The organism is Bradyrhizobium sp. STM 3843 (assembly GCF_000239815.1).
Taxonomy (GTDB): domain Bacteria; phylum Pseudomonadota; class Alphaproteobacteria; order Rhizobiales; family Xanthobacteraceae; genus Bradyrhizobium.
The window spans coordinates 1-20,252 of record NZ_CAFK01000110.1 but is presented as its reverse complement, the minus strand read 5'-3'; the positions used below and the strand labels follow the sequence as shown (position 1 = coordinate 20,252).

Genomic DNA, 20,252 nt, shown 5'->3' with positions numbered 1-20,252 from the left:
TTCGGCTTCGACCTTGCGCACGGCCTCTTCGAGCGACAACCGCTCACGGGTGATTTCCGATTCGGACAGCGGCGGCTGAACGCTGCGCAATTGCGCGATCAAGGCTGCACGGGCCCGCTCATAGAGCGCACGGCGGCTTTCGCCGCTGGCATTGGGATCCAGTCCGGCGATGGCACGGGCGATCAGCGGGTAGTAGTCGGCCATGTCAACTCAACTTGCGCGCTTCGCTGTCATGTCCCGTCAAGCCTCGAACGGGTTCTGCACCAGGATAGTATCCTCGCGTTCAGGGCTGGTGGAAAGGAGCGCAATCGGACAACCCACCAGTTCCTCAACCCGTCGCACATATTTAATCGCCTGCGCCGGCAGATCCGCCCAGGAGCGCGCGCTTGCAGTGGGCTGTTTCCAGCCTTCGATGGTCTCGTATATCGGCTCGACCCTGGCCTGCGCCCCTTCGCCGGCGGGCAGATGGTCGATCTCCTTGCCGTCGAGCTTGTAGCCGATGCAGACCTCGATCGAATCGAAGCCATCGAGGATGTCGAGTTTGGTCAGCGCCAGCCCGTGGATGCCGCAGGTCCGCACCGTCTGGCGCACCAGCACCGCATCGAACCAGCCTGTACGCCGCTTGCGTCCGGTATTGACGCCGAATTCCTTGCCCCTGCGGCCGATCTCCTCGCCGATCTCGTTCGTGAGCTCGGTCGGGAACGGTCCCTGTCCGACGCGCGTGGTGTAGGCCTTGCAGATACCGAGCACATAGCCGACACCACCCGGGCCGATGCCGGTGCCGGTCGCCGCCTGCGCCGCCACCGTGTTCGACGAGGTCACGTAGGGATAGGTGCCGTGATCGACGTCCAGCAGCGCGCCCTGGGCCCCCTCGAACAGAATGCGCTTGCCCTCGCGCCGCTTGGCGTCGAGCAGCCGCCAGACCGTCTCGGCGTAGGGCAGCAGCTCCGGCGCCATCGCGACCAGCCCGCGCAGGATCTCGTTGCCGTCGATCTGGTCGAGCCCGAGGCCCCGGCGCAGCGCATTGTGGTGCGACAGCAGCCGATCGATCTTGTGCGGCAAGGTGCCGAGATCGGCGAGATCCATCAGTCGGATCGCACGGCGGCCGACCTTGTCCTCATAGGCCGGTCCGATGCCGCGACGGGTGGTTCCGATCGCGGTGCCCGTATTCGACGATTCCCGGAGCGCGTCGAGTTCGCGATGCAGCGGCAGGATCAGCGTGACATTCTCGGCGATTCGCAGATTGTCCGGGCTGATGGCAACGCCCTGCGCCTTGAGCTTTGCGACCTCGTCGAGAAAGGCCTGCGGGTCGAACACGACTCCGTTACCGATGACCGACAGCTTGGCCGGCCGCAGCACGCCGGAGGGCAGCAGCGCGAGCTTGTAGGTCTCCCCGTTGATAACGAGGGTGTGACCGGCATTATGGCCGCCCTGGAAGCGCACGACGATGTCAGCCTGCTCCGACAGCCAGTCGACGATCTTGCCCTTCCCCTCGTCGCCCCATTGGGCGCCGACGACGACCACATTAGCCATTCCCAGCTCTTCCCTCTGCCAATATCCCACACAGCACGATCGGCGCGGAAATTAACGGTTCCTAATTCAAGGCCCGCCGTGCCCGAACATGCGCCCAGCCGAAATCGCGGCCAGGACCGCTCGCATGCGAGGCGCTCCACCGGATAAAGGAAGCGGCGGGGCTAGGCAAGCAAGAACGGGGCCCTTGGGACGCGCAATGACGCATCCAAGCCTTTGATAAGCCCCAAAAAATCATGCCGCCCCACTCGTCGGGTCGGATCGCGCCGGGGTATCCCGCTTCTTACGGCGGAGGTTTCCCGGGCTGGCCCCAGTCAACACGGCACGGCGGCAAATGTGGGTCGTGGATGTGGGGGCCATCCGGCGGGTGGGCGCGGTGTGGTCACATCCATGGCATCAGGGCTGGATCCGGCCGTCGACCACCTCGATGATGCGGTCGCAGCGGCGCGCCAAATCGAGATTATGAGTGACGAGAAGGAAGCTGGTGCCGCTGTCGCGATTGACCTGCCGCATCAGTTCGAAGACCGCGTCGGCGGACTTGGTGTCGAGGTTGCCGGTCGGCTCGTCCGCCAGGACAAGGTCCGGATTCATCGCCAAAGCCCGCGCCACCGCGACCCGCTGCTGTTGGCCGCCCGACATGTTGGTGGCGAGATTGTTGGCGAACTTTTCCAGGCCCACCTGTTGCAACAGCTGCAGCGCCCGCTGCTCGATGTCAGCGCTAGGGAAGCCACGGTCGACCAGAATCGGCATCATCACGTTTTCCTTGGCCGTGAACGCCGAGATCAGCAGGTGATACTGAAACACGAATCCGATGGTGTGGCCGCGCAGATGAGTGAGCTCGGTGTCGCCGAGGGCGGCGGTGTCCTCGCCTTTGATAGTGAGCCGGCCGGAGCTCGGCCGGTCGAGAAGACCGACGATATTGAGGAGCGTGCTCTTGCCTGAGCCGGAAGGTCCGATCAAGGCGACGAACTCGCCGCGATCGACTTCGAGATCGATGTCGTGGAGCACCTCTGTCTCGGTTGCGAGACCGACATTGTAGGCCTTGCAGACCTTCTCCAGACGCAGGATTTCGTCAGCCACGGATCGCCACCACCGGATCGAGTTTCGCTGCGCGCAACGCCGGCGCGGTTGCCGCCAACAGGCCGGTTATCGTGGCCAACAGCGCAGTCAGCACGAACAGCCGCCGCTCCAGGATCAGTGGAAACAGCTCCGAGCCGTCGGCCTGTCGCGCAACGGCATGCCAATAGATCAGCGCGCCCGCGCCCATCGCCGCGCCGAACAGGGAGCCGACGAAACCGAGCACCCCTCCCTGCAGCAGGAAGACACGCAGGATCTGGCCTCGCGAGGTGCCCATTGCACGCAGGATGCCGATCTCCTTCGAACGCTGGATCACCGACACGATCAGCACCGCCGCAATACCGAACGCGACAGACAGCCCCACGAATAGCCGGATCAGCGTGTTGGACGTCTCCTGCGCGCGGACCGCGGTGAAGAATTGCGCATTGGTCTTGATCCAGCTGTCGGCCCGCACGACGGTTGAAGCCTGGATACGCTGGGCGATGTCCTCGGCGGCGTAGATATCCTGCACCGTCATGTCGATCGTAGTGACACCGCCGACCATCGCAAGCAGCGATTGCGCCGTGCGCAAGGCGGCGTAAGCGGCGCGCTGGTTGACGCCCTTGTTGCCGAGATCGACCAATCCGGTGATCGTCAACACCCGATTGGCGCCGGAGGCCGCCTGGACGTTGAGCTTGTCACCGACCGAAGCGCCGAGATCCTTGGCAAGCTCGATGCCGATGATGATGTCGTCGCTGGTCAGCCGCGGCTCGCCTGCTGCGATATATTCCGGAATCTTGACGATCTTGAAATAGCTCTCCGGCTCGATGCCGGACAGCGTCACTGCGCGGCTGGCGTCGCCGCGAATCGCGAGCACCGAGCCGGAGATGGTCGGCGACACCGCGGTCACGTCCGGCATCGCCAGCATCTGAGCGCGGATCTTCGGCCACTGGTCGATCGAGATCACGCGCTGGCTCGGCCGCTGCACGACGGCGTCCTCGATCACGCCCTTCTCATTGCGCAGGGGCCGCGCGATCTGATCGGGCGTCAGCAGCTGAATCTGCGGCTGCGAGGTGAGCACGCGCTTGATGAAGTTGGCCTCGAGCCCCGCCAGCATCGCCGACATGAAGACGATCACGGCAACGCCGATCGCGATTCCACCGATGATGAACAGCGTCTGCAGGCGTCCTTCCCGCAGGAAGCGCACGGCGGCGATCCATTCGAACGGCAGCCAGCGGTTCACGGCAGCACCGAGCGCAGGCGCTGGCCGGTCAGGATGCCTGAATTGGCCGGGACCGCGATCTCGCCCACCGACAAGCCGTCGACGATCTCGATATGGCTGTTGCCGCGGATCCCGACCTGCACCGGCCGTTTGACCGCGCGGCCATCCTTGACACCGAGCACCCAGGCCTGCCCCGATGTCAGATCGTGCACCGAACGGACAGGAAGGACCAATGCATCGGGCTTCGACGCCACGTCGATGTCGACCGACACGGTCATGTCCTGCCGTAGATAATCCGGCGGGTCCTGCACCGTGAGTTTGACCTGAACGGACGCGCGCGAAATATCGACGCCGGGATTGATATAGCTGACGATGGCGGGAAAGCGCTTATCCGGATAGGCATCCGCGGACGCCAGCGCCTTCTGCCCGAGCGCGAGCTTGCCGAGATTGCGCTCGTCGATCTGCAGCACGAGCTGCACGTCACCCGCTGGCGCGAGCACTAGCAGCGCTTTGCCTGGCTGCGCCACCGTGCCGCGCTCAACGTTGCGCGTGATCAGCACGCCGTCGCGCGGCGCGGAAATCGTGGCGTAGCCAAGGCGCGACTGCGCGGTGTCGAGATTGGCGCGCGCCTGGTTCAACTGCGTCTCCGCCATCACGTAGTCGCTGCCGCCGGGGCTTGCGGTATAAACTTGAAATTCCGCGGCACGCTTTTGCGCCCGCGCCACATCGAGCGTCTTCTGGGCGTCGTCGAGGGCCTGGCGGGTCGCATAGCCACCTTCAGCCAGATGGGATGTGCGGTCGTAGGTCTGCTGTGCATTCAACAGCGTCGCCTGCGCCTGGGTCAGGCTTTCCTTGGCCGATGGCAGGGTCAGCTCGGCGAGCTGGCGCATGCGCGCTTCAGCTTGCGCAACGGCACCTTGCGCCTGCACCACCGCAGCCTTCAGCTCGCGCGCCTCCAACGAGATCAGAGGCTGGCCCTTGGTGACACGCTCACCCTCCTGCACCAGCACCTCTTCCACGGTGCCGGTGATCTGGCTGCCGATCTCGACCCGGTACGGTGTCTCGACATGACCGCTGGCGACGACCGTCTCGACCAGACTGCCGCGCCGGACCTGGTCCACGACAACAGCAGGGCCAAAGATGACCCTTACGCCCTGCCAGGCACCAAGACCGACAAGCAGCAGAACGGCAAGAATGAACCAGCGGTGCGCTGCGATCGCAGACCACACGGCCGGCATTTCGAGAGTCTTTTTGGACGGAAGGGTGGCCGTTTGTTCAACCATTGCAATCATGACAAACCACGCCTGAAAGCCCAGGCGGATTTGTTTCCTCGATCCTGTCAGCTGTTGTCCGACGGCCGGAGTACGGCGCGCGCCAACAAAGTTAGTGCGCCGTGGCAACCGGGTATTGCGTTAAGTCAATCGCATGGCGATTGCTCATGCAGATCAACATGAAGAGGCATCCATGTTGATGAACGGTCGGCGGAACGATCATCGTCCTGATCCAGGCGCTTTCGATCGGATTCGACACGGAGGGTGCCTGAAGTCGTTCGCCGTCCGACCGATGTTGCGACACGGCAAGTGAAGATTCAGGTCGCGCGCGGCGCAGCGTATGAGGACATGGCAGTGACACTGAGATGATGGATGCAGCGGATTTGATCCTCCTCAACGCGCAGTCACCCGGGATGAACTGACACTCCACCCCAGCGAACGGGAGTGGAGCCATGACGGCCATCGATGCGACACCCAAGACCATCGGCGCCAAAGTGCCGACAAAGCCAGGATGGCTGCGGAGCAATTGGGGACTGTTGCTTGCGATTGCTGCGCTGATCATGGTTGCGTTGCTGCCCACCCCGGAGGGGCTTTCGGTCGCCGGCCATCGGATGCTCGCCATCCTGGCATTCGCCGTGATCGTCTGGATGACCGAGGCGCTGGACTATGCGGTGTCGGCGATCGTGATCGCCGCACTGATGGCGTTCCTGCTGGGGCTGGCACCCAATCCAGCCAATCCGAAGCTGCTGCTCGGCACCAGTGCCGGCTTGAGCCTTGCCTTCTCCGGTTTCGCCAATACAGCATTGGCCCTGGTCGCCTCTGCGCTGTTCCTGGCAGCCGCGATGACCGCAACCGGGCTCGACAAGCGCATCGCGCTGGTCATCCTGTCGCGCGTGGGCGGCGAGATCCATCATGTGATCATCGGCGCGATCCTGGTGGGATTCGTGATGGCCTTCCTGGTGCCATCCACCACCGCCCGCGTGGCCTGCCTGGTCCCGATCACACTCGGCATCATTTCGGCCTTCGGTGTCGATAAGCGTGGCACCTTTGCCGGCATGCTGATGATCACGACCGTGCAGACGGCGAGCATCTGGAATGTCGGCATCAAGACGGCCTCCGCACAGAATATGGTCGCAGTCGGCTTCATCGAGAAGACGTTACAGACCTCGATCACCTGGCTCGAATGGTTCGTCGCAGCCGCGCCGTTCGGCGTGCTGATGTCGGTCGCGCTCTATGTCATCATGACCCGGATGATGCCCGCCGAGGTCAAGGACATTCCAGGCGGGCGCGAGGCCATCGGAAAGGCACTCGCCGAACTCGGACCGATGAAGCTGGCAGAGAAGAAACTGCTGGCGATCTCGCTCGGCCTGCTCGGCTTCTGGTCCACCGAAGGCATCCTGCACAGTCTCGACACCTCCTCGACCACCATCGCCGCGGTCGGGCTGATGTTCCTGCCGGGTATCGGCATCATGACCTGGAAGGAGGCGCAGCCGCGGATTCCCTGGGGCACCGTGGCCCTGTTCGGCATCGGCATCAGCGTCGGCACCGCGCTGCTGCAGACAAAGGGCGCCTCCTGGCTCGCCGATCTTGCCGTCACCAGCTTCGGATTGAAGAACGCCAGCGCGCTGTTCATCCTTGCCGTCATGACGCTGTTCCTCACCCTGATCCATCTCGGCTTTGCCAGCGCCACAGCGCTGGCGTCCGCCATGATCCCAATCGTGATCGCCGTGTTGCAGAGTGTCGCCACGCCCGGCATCAATGTCGTCGGCATGACCATGCTGTTGCAGTTCGTGGTCTCGTTCGGTTTCATCCTGGTGGTGAACGCACCGCAGAACATGCTGGCCTATGGCACCGAGACCTTCTCGGCGCGCGACTTCGTCCGCACCGGCCTGGTGCTGACGGTGGTGGCGGTCGCGCTGGTGATGCTGCTTGGGCTGACCTATTGGCGCTGGCTCGGCTACGTCTAAGCCGTTGTCACGACCGTCTAAAGCGCGCTGAGATTAGGATGAATCGTGATCGCGCGCCTTAGGTTGTGGTTTGAGCATGATCTCCGCGCAAACGCGTTCCGCGTTTGTCGCGAGGGAAAACCGCTTCGCCCTTTTCCGGATCATGCTTGAGGCGGGCGTTCGCTGCATAGTTGCGATGCATCTGCCCCCTTGATGGGCATTTGCAATTGGTGTCTTTGATCCGAGCCGGGGAGGAATCGTGCTCGACGACGGTCGGGCCAGAGGGCCGCGGCATATCGAACCGGGCTTCAGACCTGACCATGTCCGCCGCCGATCCCACCGCATCCACTGGCGCGCCTGCGCGTGCCTGGATCGCCAACCAGCCCTATTTGCTGCTCAGCATCACCGCGCTGTGCTGGGCCGGCAATGCGATCGTCGGGCGGCTTGCTGCCGGCCATATTCCGCCGGTGACCTTGTCGTTCCTGCGCTGGTCGCTCGCGTTCCTCATCATCCTGCCGTTCACCTGGCGACAGCTGCGTGCGGACTGGCCGGCGATAAGGTCCCGCCTCGGCCTGATGATCGTGCTGTCAATCACCGGCATTGGCGCCTTCAACACGCTGCAATACTGGTCGCTCGAATATACTCAGGCGCTGAATACGCTGCTGCTGCAGTCCGCCGGTCCGCTGATCGTGGCGGTGTGGTCGCTTGTGCTGCTCCGCGTCCATCTGACCGTGGCGCAGGCAGCCGGCATTGCGCTGTCGACGGTCGGCGTATTGACGATCCTGACCCGCGGGGACTTGACCGCGATCTCGCAGATCACCTTCAACAAAGGCGATCTGATCTTCCTGGTGGCGCTGGCGATCTTCGGGCTCTATTCGGTCCTGACGCTGAAGCGGCCGCCGATGCACGGCCTCTCGTTCGTCACCTTCACCTTTGGCTGCGGCGCCGCCAGCCTGATTCCGTTGCTGGTCTGGGAGATTCATACCCGCCCCGTCATGGCACTGGACACCAAGAATCTGCTGTCGCTGGTCTATGTCGCGATCTTCCCGTCCACGATTGCCTATCTCTGCTTCAACCGCGGCGTACTCCTGATCGGCGCCAACCGGGCAGCCCCCTTCTTCCACGTGGTCCCGGTGTTCGGCTCGATCATGGCCTTCGTCTTTCTTGGCGAACAGCCGCAGATTTTCCATGTCCTTGGCTTTGCGCTGGTGCTCGCCGGCGTCTTCGCCGCTTCGCGGAAGCAGGCAAGCTAGTCCGTCCACAAGCCGCCCAATCCCTGTAGATGCTGTCACAACCCCGCGCTATGCTGGATGGAACCGGCTGCGTCTGATCCGACGGTCCAGCCGGTGCTTTCGGAGTAGCGGAGATGATGACCGTTCCGGAATTGGCGGCCGATGCGCTGGGCAAATTCATCGCCACCTATATGCGCCGCCGCTTTGGGTCGTCGCAGGCGGCGCTCGTCGAGATGGTGCCCTCGATCGCCCGCATCGCGATCGAATGTATCGGCAACAGCGATGCGCTCTACCACAATGTCGAACACACCATGCTGGTGACCCTGGCAGGCCATGAGATCCTGCGCGGCCGGGCGTTGCACAGCCACATGCCCGCCGAGGACTACGCCCATATCATCATCGCCTGCCTGACCCACGACATCGGCTACGTTCGCGGCCTGTTCATGGCCGACGACGAGGACGGCTATGTGGTCGACGATGGGGGTAGCAAAGTCACCTTGCCGCGCGGCTCCTCGGATGCCGGCCTGATGGCCTACCATGTCGATCGTTCCAAGATGTTCGTGATGGAGCGGATCGAGGGCATCGCGCAGCTCGACAAGGCTCGCATCGCCGGGGCGATCGAGGGCACGCGCTTCCCCTGCAGCCTGCCGGACGGCACCGAATCCAGCGACGATGATGCCGCCATCCTCCGCGCGGCCGACCTGATCGGCCAGCTCGGCGATCCCAATTATATCCGCAAGGCCAATGCGCTCTATTACGAGTTCGAGGAGACCGGCATGAATCGCCAGCTCGGCTATTCATCGCCGGCCGACCTCGTCAATCTCTATCCGCAGTTCTATTGGAACAGCGTCGCACCCCATGTGCAGACCGCAATCCGCTATCTCAACGTCACGTCCGTGGGCCGACAATGGATCGCCAATCTCTACAGCAACGTGTTCCGCGCCGAGCGCGAGATTTCGCTCTCGGGTCCACAGACGTGAAAATGCGGTGATTACTGAAATCTGTCGGCTTCGGATCCGCGACACTTGATTGGCCTTGCGCTTCAGTGCCGCTACGCCAGCGCCTTGAATGCCATGCCGATGACCATCAAGGACAGGAACAGGATCAGCGAGCGCTGCAGCACCACAGGAGTAATGCGGGTGGCGAGCCGCGCACCGAGGTCTGTGCCGACGATGAGGCCAAGAATGACGCCGGCGAGCGTGGACCATGACGCCATTGCGCCGCTCTTCCAATAGATCCAGGCAGAAGGGATGGTTGTCGGCACCAGCGACAGCATCAGACTGATCATCTGAGCCTGATGTTGCGGCACACCGAGCACGACACCAAGCCCGATTACGGTTGCAAGCCCGCCGCCAATACCCAGGAAACCGGAGGACAATCCGGCGAGCAGTCCGACAGCCAGCAGGGCGGCCCAGTGCAGCTCGGGCGATTTGCCGGCTGCTTCGCGCATGCTCTGCATGCTGCGCCCGCGCATGATCAGCATCAGGTCGAGCACGGCCAGATAGGCTACGTAGGACCATTGCAGGGCTGCAGCAGCCGCGAGATTGGCGGCCAACGCGCCGGCAGCGCCTCCGATGAGAAATCCGACCGCGAGCAGGACCAGCCAGCGCAGCGGCTCGCGTTCGCCCGCCGCCCGGTAGCGCTTGATGCCCGACGCGCTGGTGGGCGGGACCTGTGCCACCAGCGAAATGCCCTGCGCGATGTGCTGCTCCGCCCCGAGCAGGAACACCGAGAACACGACAAGCCCGCCGCCGGGACTGACGCCAAACAGCCCCGACATGAGGCCGCCGGCAAGCCCCGTTCCCACACCGCCGAGAAGGTCGGTCAGGGTCATCTCACGCCCTTCACCACGAGGCTCGACAGAAACAGTTCGAACGCGGCCATTGCTTCGGCGGTCGAGAACGGCTCGCCCCACAGGCGCTGCAGCACAAAGCCCTGAAACATCGCGACCATGCTGCGGGCGACGCCGCGCGGGTTGAGCGTCGGATCGATCTGGCCGCCGCGCTGCCCCTGCCGCAACAGCTTGACGATCTCGGCAACCGGCCGGTGAATGCCGCTGGTCACCTGCCGATGAATGGCTTCGTCGCGCAGCGCCTCCGCCCAGAGCTGCAGCGCGATACGCCGGCTGCGCAATCCCTCCTCCCTTTGCAGGTCTGCCAGCGAGGTCCGCGCAATCGCCCGCAAGCCCTCCAGGGGATCGCTGATCCCCTGCGCCCGGTCGAGCAGCGCGGCATCGCGCGCATGCCGCCGCCCACTGATCGCCTGGATCAGATCGTCCTTGCCGGTGAAATGCCCATAGATGCAGCCGGCGCTCAGCCCCGACTCCTTGATGACTTCCTGAATCGTCGTCTGATGAAATCCCTGTCGCGCAAAACACCGCTCCGCGGCGACCAGGATTTCATCTCGCCGCGCGGCGAGCACCTCCGCCTTCACCTTCGGCATCGCCCCTCCCGTTGCAAGGGTCTGCGCCGCGTCCCGCCCGGGACCATCAGACCGCTATCGTGCAGGTGGTTTATAAAGAACGAATATTCGTTTTACAATGAACCCGCATCTGCGGGGGCGATGCGCCGCCGCGCCCGTGGGTCTTGCGCGTGGATGTTTCCAGAGCCTGCCTGTATTCGCGAGAAGCCGGACGAGAGGCTGGCGTACGCCTTCGCTGGATCCACGCATGGCACCAATTCACTCCGGTCGGTTGCGGGCCGGCGCGATTCGGCACAGCCTGCGGCCTTATCAAAGCCCCCGGCCTGTGACCGTTGCCCGCCCTATCCCAGCCTTTCCGACGGCTCCGCTGGCTCAACAACCAGCCTTATCTGTTGCTCGCCCTCGCCTCGCTGTTCTGGGCCGGCAATATCGTTCTGGCGCGCTACGTTGCCGGCCACGTGCCGCCTTTGACGCTGTCCTGCATCCGCTGGATCGGAACCTTTTTGATGCTCTGGCCGTTCGCTCGCCCCCATGTGAAGCGGGACTGGCCGGTGTTGCGGGCGCATTGGCCGTTGCTGCTGGTGTTCGCCCTGACCGGATTCGCGCTCAACAACGCGCTGTCCTATTGGGCGATGCAGTACACTCAGGCGCTGAACGGGCTGTTGATCCAATCATCGACGCCGCTGTTCGTCGCGCTCTGGTCACTGCTGCTGTTCGGTGTCCGGCTTACGCCGGCGCAGTTCGCCGGCATCGCGCTCTCGCTGAGCGGCGTCCTGGTCATCCTGTTGCGTGGCGATCTGGCGGCGCTTGCGAATATTCAGTTCAACCGCGGCGACCTGATGTTCGCCGCCGCGCTCTTCATCTTCGGGCTTTATTCCGCGCTGATGTCACGGCGGCCGACCATGCATCAATTGTCGCTGATCTCGTTCTGCACCGCAGCCGGCGCCGTATTGCTGCTGCCGCTCGCGGCCTGGGAATATGCATCCGGCGCCGTGCTCAAGCCCGATCTGCTGTCGCTCTCGACCCTGGCCTACGTGGTCGTGTTTGCGTCGACGCTCGCTTATCTGTTCTTCAACCGCGGCATCAGCCTGATCGGGCCGAATCGCGCCGCGCCGTTCCTGCATCTGGTGCCGGTGTTCGGCTCGGTGCTCGCGATCCTGTTGCTCGGCGAGCAGCCGCAGCTGTTTCACCTGGTCGGCTACGCGCTGGTTTTGACCGGCGTGATCACCGCATCGCGACAGGGCACCGCAAGGAAGTGAGGTGCCGAACGGCCGCCTCACTTCGCGCTCTCGATCGGAGTTACGCCGCGCGGACCTTGGTGAGGAAATCATCCACGGCCTGCCGCAGCATGCCGGACTGATGATCGAGCTCGCGCGCATTGGCCAGCACCTCGGATGCGGCTGAGCCGGTCGCCGCCGCCGCCTGGGTCACGCCGCCGATATGGGCGCTGATCTCGTTGGAGCCAACCGCCACCGACTGGATGTTGCGGGCGATCTCGCGCGTGGCGTCGCCTTGCTGCGCGATCGAGGTCGAGATCGAATTGGTGATGTCGCTCATCTGCGCGATGGTCTGGGTAATGCCGTTGATCGCTGCCACGGCGTCGTTCGTCGAGGTCTGCATCGCCGCAACCTGCGCCGAGATCTCGTCCGTCGCCTTGGCGGTCTGGTTGGCCAGCGCCTTGACCTCGGAGGCGACCACGGCAAAGCCTTTGCCGGCCTCTCCGGCGCGGGCGGCCTCGATGGTCGCGTTGAGCGCCAAAAGGTTGGTCTGCGCCGCAATGCTGTTGATGAGCCCGACCACCTCGCCGATCTTCTCGGCCCCGGACGAAAGCACCTGCACGGTGGCGTTGGTGCGCTCGGCATCGCTCACGGCCCGGCTGGCGATCTCGCTGGAGCGCGTCACCTGGCGGGAGATTTCTGCGACCGAGCCCGACAGCTCTTCGGCCGCCGCGGCCACCGTGCCGACATTGCTGGTCGCGCTCTGCGATGCCGTGCTCACCGTCGAGGCCCGCGCGCTGGCTTCGCTTGCGGTGGCGGTCATCGACTGCGCCGTGCCCTGCATGCCCTGAGCCGCCGCGGCGACCGAGCGCACGATGCCGTTGACGCTGCGCTCGAACTCGGCCGCCAGATTCTCCATCGCGGCACGGCGCTCGGCGGCGGTGCGCTGCTGGGTGACCGCTTCCGCCTGCTCGAGCTCGCGCATGCGCAGCGCATTGTCCTTGAAGATCTGCACCGTGGCGGCCATCGCGCCGACTTCATCGCCTCGGCTGAGGCCGGGGATCTCGCCGTCAAGCCGGCCGTCGGCGATTTCCCGCATCCGCGTGCCGAGCAGGTTCAATGGACCGCTGATGCTGCGGCCGATCATCCAGGCAATACCGCCGGCGATCGTCGCGATGCCGAGGACGGCAGCGCCCAGCAGCCATTTCAGCGGCCACATGCGCGCTTCGATGTCATCGATATAGACGCCGGTGCCGACATACATGTTGAAGAAGGGAATTGCGGCCGCATAGGCCACCTTTGGAATCGGCTGGGTCGTGCCTGGCTTCATGTAGTCGAAATACATCAGGTGCTCGCCCTTGGCCGCGACATTGTCGCGCCATTCACGGGCGATGAAACGGCCGTTGGTCGAGGTGTTCAGACGGTTGACGCCGATCTGCTTCGGATCCGGCACCAGGATCTGCACCCCGTCCATGTCCGCCCCGAACAGGTAGCCGTCGCCATTGTCGTAGCGCATCGAGTTGCCCTGCCTGCCGAACTCGGCGAGCGCCGCCTCCTTGGTCATCCGCCCCGCCTCGACCTCCTTCTGCAGGCCCGCGGCCATGCTGCGGGCGACGTCGATCACGGCATGGATCTGCTCGATCTTGGAGTTCAGCATCTCCCGCTGCATCAGATAGGCCGCGAGTGTGCCGGCAAGGCAAAGGCCGATCAGCGCGATCCCCACGACGATGGCGAGCTTGGGGGCGATCTTCATGTTGTTCAGCTTCACGGGGGCACTCCAGAAGGAAGGACGCGAGGACGGGCATGACGACCCGATTCAGACCTGCCGTGAAGGTAAATGGAAACCCTTTAGCACCTCCTTACGAATGGCCGGGCTCTCATCGCCCCGGCACAAATTTGCTCCGAACAAAAATTGCAGGAGCCACGAACTCCCGCAATGATTGCGATCATTGATCAGGCCGCGCGCACCTTGGCCAGGAACCCGTCAACGGCCTGGCGCAGCGCGCCGGACTGGTTCTCGAGCTCCCGCGCATTGGTGAGCACCTCGGAGGCTGCCTTGCCGGTCGCCACCGCGGCCTGGCTCACGCCGCCGATATGGGCACTGATCTCGTTCGAGCCCGCCGCCACCGATTGGATGTTGCGCGCGATCTCACGGGTCGCATCGCCCTGCTGGGCGATCGAGCTCGAGATCGAATTCGTGATCTCGCTCATCTGCGCGATGGTCTGGGTGATGCCGCTGATCGCCGAGACCGCGTCGCCGGTCGAGGTCTGCATCGCCGCGACCTGGGCCGAGATCTCTTCCGTCGCCTTGGCGGTCTGATTGGCCAGCGCCTTGACCTCGGAGGCGACCACGGCAAAGCCTTTGCCCGCTTCTCCGGCGCGCGCCGCCTCGATGGTCGCGTTGAGGGCCAGCAGGTTGGTCTGCGCCGCGATGCTGTTGATCAGGCCGATCACCTCGCCGATCTTCTCGGCTCCGGTCGAGAGCGCCTGCACGGTGGCGTTGGTGCGCTCGGCGTCGCTGACCGCCTTGCTCGCGACCTCGCTCGAGCGGGTCACCTGGCGGGAGATTTCGGCAACCGAGCTCGACAGTTCCTCGGCCGCGGCGGCCACCGTGCCGACCTTGTCGGTGGCGCCCTGCGAGGCTGCACTGACGGTTGAGGCCCGCGCCGTCGCGTCGCTTGCAGTCGTCGTCATGGACTGTGCCGTGCCCTGCATGCCCTGGGCGGCCATGGCAACCGAGCGCACGATGCCGTTCACGCTGCGCTCGAATTCGGTCGCCAGGCTTTCCATCGCGGCACGGCGCTCGGCGGCGGTGCGCTGCTGGGTGGCTGCTTCGGCCTGCTCCAGTTCGCGCATGCGCAGCGCGTTGTCCTTGAAAATCTGTACGGTTTCCGCCATCGCGCCGACCTCGTCGCCACGGCCGAGGCCCGGGATCTCGCCATCGAGCCTGCCGTCGGCGAGCTCGCGCATGCGCTCGCCCAGCTGGTTGAGCGGACGGCTGATGCTGCGGCCGATCATCCAGGCGACGCCGCCCGCGACCACGGCAATGCCCAGGATCGACAGGCCCAACAGCCACTTCAACGGCCGCAGCTTGGCATCGATGTCATCAATGTAGCTGCCGGTGCCGAGATACATGTTGAAGCCGGGAACCGCGACCGCGTAGCCGATCTTGCGGGTCAGGGCCTCCTGTCCGGGACGGACATACTCATAGGTCAGAAGAATTTCGCCATTGGCCTTCACGCCGTCCATCAGCTCTTGCGACAGCTTTCGGCCGTTGGTCACCACGTCCATGCGATTGGTGCCGACCTGCTTGGGATCCGGTGCAAGCACCGTGATACCTTCGTAGTTCGTCCCGAACAGATAGCCGCTGCCCTTGTCATAGGTCATGGAATTGGCGCGACGGCTGAACTCGGCAAGCGCGGCTTCCTTTGTCATCTTGCCGGCCTCGACCTCCTTCCAGAGGCCCGCTGCCATGTTGCGCGCGCTCTCGACGATCGCTTTGGCCTGATCGATGCGTGCGTTCAGCATCTCGCCTTCGATCAAATGGCTCGCAAGCGTGCCGGCCGCTCCGAGCCCCAGCAGTGCGACACCGACCACGATGGCAAGCTTGGGGGCGATCTTCATATTGTTCAGCAGCACGGCGCTCCTCCGAAATTGATGCAAGTTCGATGCAATTGCTCTCAACTTAGGTACGCTTCCTTAGCGGTTGCTGTACGCCGGAGTCGGTAGAAATGCGGGGGTGCGCGCGCGATCGATGCACGCTGAGATAACAGCGGCTGATAGTTACGCTCTTAGATCGATCGAAGAATGGAGCTTTCGAGGCAGCACCGCTTCGCGGTCACGAAAATTTCCGCTGCGCGGAAGCGGCGCGCAAGCCTCACCCGTGCAATCATCGCAGTGCATCGACGCGTTGCGACATCCGGCTCGCGGATTGCCGACTCTGCCACAACGATCACGTCACGCTGACAGCTTCTGCTCGGCGATCGGCCGCAGCGGCGGAAACTCGTCTGCCGTCAGCGTCTCCTTGGCGATCAGGAGGCCGACGCCTCGTTCCAGATCCTGGCGGTGGCCCTCCAGAATAGTGCGCGCCCGCGCATCGCCCTCCGCGACCAGACCGCGCACCGCAAGATCGATCTCGCGTCCGGTCTCTTCGGCGGCGCTCACCACCTGATCCTGCGCCTGCAGAAACGAAGCCTGGGGGCGCGGCGCATAGGTGCGCTGGCCGACGGTTTTGTCCATGCCGTATTTCGTCACCATCTCGATCGCGATCTCGGTGGCGCGCTGCAGGTCGTCGGCGGCACCGGTCGAGACGTCGCCATCGAAGATCAGCTGCTCCGAAACGCGGCCGCCCATCAGGACTGCGATGCGGTTCTTCAGCTCGCTCACGGACAACAGAAAGCGATCTTCCGTCGGCCGCTGCATCGTATAGCCAAGCGCGCCGACGCCGCGCGGAATGATCGAGACCTTCTGCACGGGATCGACGCCGGCGAGATTCGCCGCAACCAGCGCATGGCCCATCTCGTGATAGGCGACGCGACGCCGCTCGGCCGGGCTCAGCACCCGGCTCTTCTTCTCGATGCCGGCCACCATGCGCTCGATCGCCACCGTGAAATCCTCGAACGTGACGTCGTGGCCCTTGCGACGCGTGGCGGCAATGGCGGCCTCGTTGATCAGGTTGGCAATGTCGGCGCCGGTGAAGCCGGCCGTCAGACTGGCAACCTTGTCCAGATCGACAGTCGCCGCCATCTGGATCTTGCGGACGTGCACCTTGAGGATCGCGAGCCGCCCGCTTTTGTCAGGACGATCGACCAGCACCTGGCGGTCGAAGCGGCCGGCGCGCAGCAGCGCGGGATCGAGGATCTCCGGCCGGTTGGTCGCGGCGAGCAGGATCACGCCCGAACTCGGATCGAAGCCGTCGAGCTCGGCCAAGAGCTGATTGAGCGTCTGCTCCTTCTCGTCATAACCACCGAACGAGCCGCCGGCGCTGCGGCTGCGGCCAAGCGCATCGAGCTCGTCGATGAAGATGATGCAGGGCGCTGCCTTCCGCGCCTGCTCGAACAGATCGCGCACACGCGCTGCACCGACGCCGACAAACATCTCGACGAACTCGGAGCCGGAGATCGAGAAAAACGCAACGCCCGCCTCGCCCGCGACGGCCCGCGCCAGCAGGGTCTTGCCGGTGCCGGGCGGGCCGACCAGCAGAATGCCCTTCGGCACATGCGCGCCGAGACGGCCATACGCTTTCGGGTCCTTGAGGAATTGCACCACCTCCTGCAGCTCGAACTTCGCCTCCTCGACACCGGCGACATCGGCGAAGGTCACCTTGGTGTCGGTCTCGACATAGACTTTCGCCCGCGACTTGCCGATCGACATCAGGCCGCCGAACCCCTGCTTGTCCATCACGCGGCGGCCGAGGAACACCCAGATCAGATAAAACATCAACGCCGGCACCACCCAGGACAGCAGTGTCTGGACGAAGCCGCCGGATGGCACGCCCGTGACGGTGACGCCCTTGGCCGCGAGCTTCTCGGCGAGCTGCGGGTCCACCCGCGCCGTGATGAAGGCGGTCTTGCCATCCGACTGCTTGTCCTTGAACTTGCCCTGGATCGTGTCCTGGGCGACCGCGACCTCGGAGATCTTGCCGTGGTCGATCAGCTGCTCGAATTGGCTGTACGGGATGGTCTCGACCGTGTTGTAGGTGGTCAGCAGCCATTGCATGAGCAGCATGCCGAAGCCGGCCAGGACGACGTAGCCGATGGCAAAGGCCTGCTTGCGGGAGGACGGATCGGATTCCATGTGAGACCTCTTTGTCGGATGGGACCACGCTATCCATAACGCCCAGAGAGCATCGTCTTTCCAAATCGACCAATTAACAAGCCGCGGGCTCCCGCGTTTGTCATGGATCAAGCCCGGTCTGGGATCACCGTGCATTGTTCATGAAGTCGGACGCTTAAGGGGGCGATCGTGCCCTATGCCGAAATCGATAACCTTCCGCCGCCGGTGCGGGCGCATCTGCCATTGCACGCGCTCGAAATCTATCGCGCGGCCTTCAATCATGCATGGACGCAATATGCCGCACGCGGGCCGCTGGAGCGCGAGCGCATCGCTCATCGGGTCGCCTGGGCAGCAGTGAAGCACAAATATGAGAAGGTGGGCGAGGCGTGGCTGCCGAGGGCTTACGATTGAACGGCAACAAAGCACTTTGTAACTACACGGATGTAGGGTGGGCAAAGGCGCGAAGCGCCGTGCCCACCGACTTGGCTAACCTCACCGGAGGTGGGCATGCTTCGCTTTGCCCACCCTACAGCCACCAGCTGCGATGAACTTGCTCTCCAACTAACCCGATGGCGTCATGACGATGGTCTTGTCCTTCGGCCAGCGAGCCCGCCAAGCAAACGAAATCTCCTTCACCGCGCCCGGCTTGGCGTCGATCATCCATTCCAGCACGCCGCGCCGATCGCGCACATTGGTGCTGGTCGGCGGCGTGGTCGAGGGCAGCATCTCGATCTGAATGTCCTCGTTCTCGCTGACCGGCAGCTGGTCCTGGATCGCGACCTTGACCGGGAAATCATGGCCGTTGCGAACGGTCGTCTTGAAGGCGCGCTCGTCGGTCTTCGCCGTGGTCACGATCAAACCGGCCGAGCCCTCGTTGCGCTTGAGCACCGCACGGTCCACCTTGACCTTGTCGTCGGCACCGAAGCCGAGCCGCACCGTCTCGTCCTTGTCGGTCGCGGCCATCCTGCCGGTACCCACGAACATGCCGTCGCGATAGATCGACACCTTGCCGGGGAGCAGCGGCGCGTCGTCAGTCTGCGCGAAGCTCGCTTCCAGATAGGCGGTCGCATCCAGCACCGGCGCCGAGCGAATGATCAGTTCGGGCGTGATCGTGGCGGTGGAGATGCGCAGGCTTTTGGCGCCGTCATTGGCGCCAACGGTCACGCGCCCGGGAATCCGGAACGCGGTCTGGAAGACGCTGACGTCCGCAACCGTCTGCTGCTCGACAGCCTTCTCGGCGACATCCCCGAAGCTGGTCCCTCCGCCGAAGTGGAACTCCCGCACCCTGCTGTCCGCGGGCATCCCCCTTGCTGCACTGGCGGCTGGCCGCGGCGGGGACGGCGGCGGCGGATATTGCGCAATGATCGTGCTGAGCTCTGGCGCGCTGCCGCCCCCTGCAGTCCGCACCGTCGAGACCGACATGGCGACATCGGACCAATCCTCGCCGGTGGTCTGCAGGATCTCGGCACGACGGATCAGCTCCAGCGTCGGCCTGCGATCCCGGGCCGAGGTGTCGAGCCGCGCATCGTAGATCGGGACCCAACGCGCATTGCGAACGGCATAGGTCACGTGCAGGGTGGCTTTCGTCGCCACCTCAGCCGACAGGTCGATGCGGACCTCGAGCTTGCGCGGCGGCTTGGCGGTGCGCTCGCCGTCGAGCTTCGCGATCTCGCGATCGATGTCGCGCTGCTTGCGCTCGGCATCCCGAATTGCCGTGTCCGCCTGGGCGACCTCCTCCGCGACCGCCGCAAAGGCGCCGCGCCATTCGGCGATCGGACGAGCTTCCCCCTTCTCGCCGAGGCCTGCCGGCGCTTTGTCCGCAAAACGCTCGGCGAATTTGCGCCGCGCCGTGGCGGCTGCGGCCGCGCCATCGAGATCGGCGCGTTGATCGCGGAGCGCCTCGATCTGTTTGTCGATCTCCGGTAAATTGACCGATGGCTCCAGCCGCGGCGGCTTGGTGTCGACCGACCCGATCACGAGCTTTGTGTTGGCATCGCCTTCGACGCGCAGCGAAGAAGCGTCGAGGCCAAGCGGAAAATCCTTCGCAATCAGCGCGCTCTCCCCGGCCGGCAGATCGAGCGTGATGACCCGGGTGACGCTGGCGCCATCGGGATAGACGGTGACGGCCTCGACTGTCGATGTCGCTTCCATCCCCGCAGCGCGGCCCGGCGCTGCAGCTGTGAATGTGACGAGAACAAGACCGGTCGTCACCAGGCATTTCGTTCGCATTATCATGCTGTCTCTCCGCATCCCAGCGCCCTCCGGGACTGGTCAGCCAATCCCCAACCGGCCTTAGACGCGGTGAGACAGATGCAGGTTCAATTGCGGACGGCGTCCCCTGGACTGCACTATACGCCGCCTAAAATCATCGCTCTCGCGAGAGGATGATTAGAAAATCGCGCAGCGACTGCAGACCGTCCTTACGGTGCCGCAAGCGGCAGGGCTACGCCTAAAAAAGCGCAGCGGCAGACAGCTCCTGTGCGGCCGTCCTTCGAGACGCCCGCCGCCGGCGGGCTCCTCAGGACGAGGGCTGACTTCGCGGCAAACCTGAGACCCTCATGGTGAGGAGCGCCGCTCGCGGC

15 protein-coding genes and 1 pseudogene are annotated in these 20,252 nt (G+C 64.3%); 5 read left to right on the top strand and 11 right to left on the bottom strand.

Translation table 11 applies throughout. The features are described 5' to 3' along the window. From BRAS3843_RS14395 to BRAS3843_RS14375, 5 genes and pseudogenes are all read right to left on the bottom strand, one after another. Positions 1-204: pseudogene (locus tag BRAS3843_RS14395) on the bottom strand (hypothetical protein); the annotation flags it as partial. Positions 205-240: 36 nt separating this feature from the next. Beyond that, entirely contained in the window at positions 241-1,533 is a 1,293-nt protein-coding gene (locus BRAS3843_RS14390) for an adenylosuccinate synthase (protein ID WP_008969656.1), read from the bottom strand. A gap of 393 nt (positions 1,534-1,926) precedes the next feature. After that, positions 1,927-2,610, bottom strand: coding sequence for an ABC transporter ATP-binding protein (locus BRAS3843_RS14385; RefSeq protein ID WP_008969655.1), 684 nt, complete (start codon positions 2,608-2,610; stop codon positions 1,927-1,929). Further along, positions 2,603-3,829 (bottom strand): ABC transporter permease, encoded by a 1,227-nt coding sequence (locus BRAS3843_RS14380; protein ID WP_008969654.1) that lies wholly within the window; start codon positions 3,827-3,829, stop codon positions 2,603-2,605. Before BRAS3843_RS14380 ends, BRAS3843_RS14385 begins: the two co-directional genes overlap by 8 nt. Next, complete coding sequence (locus BRAS3843_RS14375) at positions 3,826-5,100, bottom strand: efflux RND transporter periplasmic adaptor subunit (RefSeq protein WP_035981723.1); 1,275 nt, start codon at positions 5,098-5,100, stop codon at positions 3,826-3,828. Before BRAS3843_RS14375 ends, BRAS3843_RS14380 begins: the two co-directional genes overlap by 4 nt. A 431-nt stretch (positions 5,101-5,531) precedes the next feature. On the opposite strand from BRAS3843_RS14375, the gene BRAS3843_RS14370 reads away from it, so the two are divergent. The 3 genes from BRAS3843_RS14370 (at position 5,532) to BRAS3843_RS14360 (ending at position 9,237) form a co-directional block, all read left to right on the top strand. Further along, positions 5,532-7,046: a DASS family sodium-coupled anion symporter gene (locus BRAS3843_RS14370; RefSeq protein WP_008969652.1), complete on the top strand. Its 1,515-nt coding sequence runs from the start codon at positions 5,532-5,534 to the stop codon at positions 7,044-7,046. Between the two features lie 299 nt (positions 7,047-7,345). Beyond that, complete coding sequence (locus BRAS3843_RS14365; protein WP_008969651.1) at positions 7,346-8,278, top strand: DMT family transporter; 933 nt, start codon at positions 7,346-7,348, stop codon at positions 8,276-8,278. A 113-nt stretch (positions 8,279-8,391) separates the two neighbouring features. Further along, complete coding sequence (locus BRAS3843_RS14360) at positions 8,392-9,237, top strand: HD domain-containing protein (RefSeq protein ID WP_008969650.1); 846 nt, start codon at positions 8,392-8,394, stop codon at positions 9,235-9,237. Positions 9,238-9,308: 71 nt separating this feature from the next. On the opposite strand, the gene BRAS3843_RS14355 is transcribed toward BRAS3843_RS14360, so the two are convergent. Together BRAS3843_RS14355 and BRAS3843_RS14350 are read right to left on the bottom strand one after the other, a co-directional pair. Continuing rightward, on the bottom strand, positions 9,309-10,091 hold the full coding sequence (locus BRAS3843_RS14355) for a sulfite exporter TauE/SafE family protein (RefSeq protein WP_008969649.1): 783 nt from the start codon (positions 10,089-10,091) through the stop codon (positions 9,309-9,311). Continuing rightward, positions 10,088-10,699, bottom strand: a complete 612-nt coding sequence (locus tag BRAS3843_RS14350) for a TetR/AcrR family transcriptional regulator (RefSeq protein WP_008969648.1) — start codon at positions 10,697-10,699, stop codon at positions 10,088-10,090. The genes BRAS3843_RS14355 and BRAS3843_RS14350 overlap by 4 nt, the downstream gene beginning before the upstream one ends. Positions 10,700-11,010: 311 nt before the next feature. On the opposite strand from BRAS3843_RS14350, the gene BRAS3843_RS14345 reads away from it, so the two are divergent. Beyond that, positions 11,011-11,937 carry a DMT family transporter gene (locus BRAS3843_RS14345; RefSeq protein WP_035981722.1) on the top strand — a complete coding sequence of 309 codons (927 nt, stop codon included), beginning with the start codon at positions 11,011-11,013 and terminating at the stop codon, positions 11,935-11,937. Positions 11,938-11,977: 40 nt separating this feature from the next. Here BRAS3843_RS14345 and BRAS3843_RS14340 read toward each other — a convergent pair whose 3' ends face one another. The 3 genes from BRAS3843_RS14340 to ftsH form a co-directional block, all read right to left on the bottom strand. Beyond that, complete coding sequence (locus tag BRAS3843_RS14340) at positions 11,978-13,663, bottom strand: methyl-accepting chemotaxis protein (protein ID WP_008969646.1); 1,686 nt, start codon at positions 13,661-13,663, stop codon at positions 11,978-11,980. Between the two features lie 185 nt (positions 13,664-13,848). Next, positions 13,849-15,534 (bottom strand): methyl-accepting chemotaxis protein, encoded by a 1,686-nt coding sequence (locus BRAS3843_RS14335; protein ID WP_008969645.1) that lies wholly within the window; start codon positions 15,532-15,534, stop codon positions 13,849-13,851. Positions 15,535-15,852: 318 nt separating this feature from the next. After that, complete coding sequence (ftsH, locus tag BRAS3843_RS14330; protein WP_008969644.1) at positions 15,853-17,691, bottom strand: ATP-dependent zinc metalloprotease FtsH; 1,839 nt, start codon at positions 17,689-17,691, stop codon at positions 15,853-15,855. A gap of 168 nt (positions 17,692-17,859) precedes the next feature. Here ftsH and BRAS3843_RS14325 point away from each other — a divergent pair, with 168 nt between their 5' ends. After that, a complete protein-coding gene (locus tag BRAS3843_RS14325) occupies positions 17,860-18,081 on the top strand; it encodes a ChaB family protein (protein WP_008969643.1) in 222 nt (73 codons plus the stop codon). 150 nt (positions 18,082-18,231) lie between these two features. Here BRAS3843_RS14325 and BRAS3843_RS14320 read toward each other — a convergent pair whose 3' ends face one another. Further along, the gene (locus BRAS3843_RS14320) at positions 18,232-19,905 is read right to left on the bottom strand and encodes a mucoidy inhibitor MuiA family protein (RefSeq protein WP_035981725.1); all 1,674 of its coding nucleotides are present in this window, start codon (positions 19,903-19,905) and stop codon (positions 18,232-18,234) included. Positions 19,906-20,252 lie beyond the last annotated feature (347 nt).

Bases quoted from the DNA above. Each gene is read 5' to 3' on its own strand.
- BRAS3843_RS14360 (WP_008969650.1), top strand. From the start codon at position 8,392: ATGATGACCGTTCCGGAATTGGCGGCCGATGCGCTGGGCAAATTCATC.
- BRAS3843_RS14375 (WP_035981723.1), bottom strand. From the start codon at position 5,100: ATGATTGCAATGGTTGAACAAACGGCCACCCTTCCGTCCAAAAAGACT.
- BRAS3843_RS14365 (WP_008969651.1), top strand. From the start codon at position 7,346: ATGTCCGCCGCCGATCCCACCGCATCCACTGGCGCGCCTGCGCGTGCC.
- BRAS3843_RS14350 (WP_008969648.1), bottom strand. From the start codon at position 10,699: ATGCCGAAGGTGAAGGCGGAGGTGCTCGCCGCGCGGCGAGATGAAATC.
- ftsH (WP_008969644.1), bottom strand. From the start codon at position 17,691: ATGGAATCCGATCCGTCCTCCCGCAAGCAGGCCTTTGCCATCGGCTAC.
- BRAS3843_RS14320 (WP_035981725.1), bottom strand. From the start codon at position 19,905: ATGATAATGCGAACGAAATGCCTGGTGACGACCGGTCTTGTTCTCGTC.
- BRAS3843_RS14390 (WP_008969656.1), bottom strand. From the start codon at position 1,533: ATGGCTAATGTGGTCGTCGTCGGCGCCCAATGGGGCGACGAGGGGAAG.
- BRAS3843_RS14370 (WP_008969652.1), top strand. From the start codon at position 5,532: ATGACGGCCATCGATGCGACACCCAAGACCATCGGCGCCAAAGTGCCG.
- BRAS3843_RS14355 (WP_008969649.1), bottom strand. From the start codon at position 10,091: ATGACCCTGACCGACCTTCTCGGCGGTGTGGGAACGGGGCTTGCCGGC.